The 2,234-nt window shown below is 43.7% G+C and carries 2 protein-coding genes; one reads left to right on the top strand and one right to left on the bottom strand.

Annotated features, from left to right (window positions below):
* Window positions 1–371: 371 nt before the first annotated feature.
* Window positions 372–833: a MarR family winged helix-turn-helix transcriptional regulator gene (locus VN105_RS17435; protein ID WP_325642810.1), complete on the top strand. Its 462-nt coding sequence runs from the start codon at window positions 372–374 to the stop codon at window positions 831–833.
* Here the strand turns inward: VN105_RS17435 and VN105_RS17430 are convergent, their stop codons facing one another.
* Window positions 834–2,069, bottom strand: a complete 1,236-nt coding sequence (locus tag VN105_RS17430; protein ID WP_325642809.1) for an MFS transporter — start codon at window positions 2,067–2,069, stop codon at window positions 834–836. It abuts the gene before it with no gap.
* Window positions 2,070–2,234: the final 165 nt, after the last annotated feature.

Here is a 2,234-nt window from a genome sequence, read left to right as displayed (position 1 = left end):
ATGGACGTACTGGACAAAATGCAGTCTGCCACCGCCTAACGCGGATTTTGTCTGACTCAGGATTAAACTGATTACGCTGATTACGCTGATTTTACTTTTTGGATTTTTAAAGATTGGGGGAGATAAAAGCGAAGCAATCCGCTTTTATCTCCCTAATCTTTTAGATAGTAAAATATCAATTTGCTTATATCTCCCAGAATCCCTTAAAATCCAAAAAATAAAATCAGCGTAATCAGCGTAATCAGTTTAATCCTGAGTCAGACAAAATTCGCACTTTTATTCGTAATTTTATCCCATCCCTGAACGGGCTAAAACAGTATAAATGAAGCAGTTCTAAATAGTTTCATAAAATTTGGTTTAACTCTGAATGTATGTCTAACCTGGAAAAACTGATTACACAGAAAACATTTGAAAACGAAAATCAGCGGGGCCTGATCAGCCTGATTTTCATTGGTAACTGGATAACGTCGCGTCACCAGCAATTCTTTAAGCGTTATGGTATTACCATGCAACAGTTCAATATACTGCGGATCCTTCGCGGGCAACACCCGCAGGCGGCAAGTATCAACGTGCTGAAAGAAAGGATGCTGGATAAAATGAGCGATGTATCCCGCCTTGTGGAACGACTCCGCAAAGCAGACCTGGTGGAACGCAAAAACAGTGAAATGGACAGGCGCGCCGTGGATGTCCGTATCAACGACAAGGGACTGGAGCTGCTGAAATTAATTGATAATGAAATCAGGCAGCTGGATAACACCCTTCAGTCGTTAAACGAAAAAGAAGTGATCCAGCTGAATAAATTACTGGACAAAATGCTCGACAGCTATCATTGATTAAATTTCTTCCAGGTAGTTAAGATCTTTGCCAAACGTTTCTTCCACCTTCCAGGCCGTAATCAACGCAACTCCGATACAAACCACTGCCACAATAGCCCCGCTTTGAAGGAAAGTAAAATATTTCTGGACCTGTATAAATAAGATAGAGATCAACGGTAGCATCCCTCTCGCAAAGTTCGGAACTGTAGTAGCCACGGTAGCCCTTAGATTGGTACCAAAGCTTTCGGCTGCAATGGTCACAAAAATTGCCCAGAATCCAACACTGAAACCAAGTATAAAACATACCGTGTAAAACACCCAGGTTTCCGCACCATGAAGATTTAAGTATACCGTTACCATAATACCGGTAAGCACCAGGAATAACAGCATTACCTTCCTGCGGCTTTGCCATAACTGGCTGATAAGGCCGGAGGCGAAATCGCCCAATACCAGCCCTGCATAACAAAATGCGATAGCATCGCCCGGGTTAATAGCGCCCTTTACGCCCATCTGGGCGGCAAACTTGTTGGAGAATGCTATCAGTATGCCCACTACAAACCAGGTAGGAGTGCCTAACAGCATACATTTCAGGTATTTAATAAATCGTTCGCGGTTGGTGAACAACGCTACAAAACTTCCCCTGGATGCAGCAGATGTTTTCACTGCATTAAACATCTGTGATTCCATTACACTCACCCGCAGGATCAGCAAACCCAGTCCCAAACCGCCACCAATGAAATAACAGATCCGCCAGTCGCCCACCAGCTTTGCGATCAGGTTGGCCGCTACTGCCCCTGAAACGCCTACTGTAGCTACAATCATGGTACCATACCCCCGTTTTTCCTTTGGCAGGATCTCCGATACCAGTGTAATACCGGCGCCCAGTTCTCCCGCCAGCCCAAAGCCAGCCACAAAGCGCCACAATACATATCCATTGATACCATGCACAAAACCATTGGCGATATTCGCCACAGAGTAAATGAGAATAGAACCGAACAAAACGCTCAGGCGGCCTTTTTTATCTCCGATAATACCCCAGAAAATACCACCTACAAGCAATCCTACCATCTGGATGTTGATCAGCAACATACCAGCGCCGGCATCAATTTCACTCTGGGGCACTCCCAGTGATTTTAAACTTGGTACCCTTACAATAGTAAACAGCAGGAGATCATAAATATCCACGAAATAGCCCAGCGATGCCACTATAACGGCGATATTGAAAATAGAGACGGAACTTTTGTCGGCTTTCATTTTGTTTGGTTGACAATAATAACGGGAATAAAAAAAAGGGCCTTTTTATAAGGCCCTTTTAAAGATATAAAAAATTATATTGGAGAATCAGTTTTTTCCGGTTCGGCAGTAGTAGCTGCGTGCTGCGGTTTTGCTTTACCAAATATTACTTTGATGAGTACCGGT

The organism is Chitinophaga sp., assembly GCF_035564935.1.
Lineage (GTDB): Bacteria > Bacteroidota > Bacteroidia > Chitinophagales > Chitinophagaceae > Chitinophaga.
This window is presented reverse-complemented; position numbering and strand designations above follow the sequence as displayed.

Bases quoted from the DNA above. Each gene is read 5' to 3' on its own strand.
- VN105_RS17430 (WP_325642809.1), bottom strand. From the start codon at position 2,069: ATGAAAGCCGACAAAAGTTCCGTCTCTATTTTCAATATCGCCGTTATA.
- VN105_RS17435 (WP_325642810.1), top strand. From the start codon at position 372: ATGTCTAACCTGGAAAAACTGATTACACAGAAAACATTTGAAAACGAA.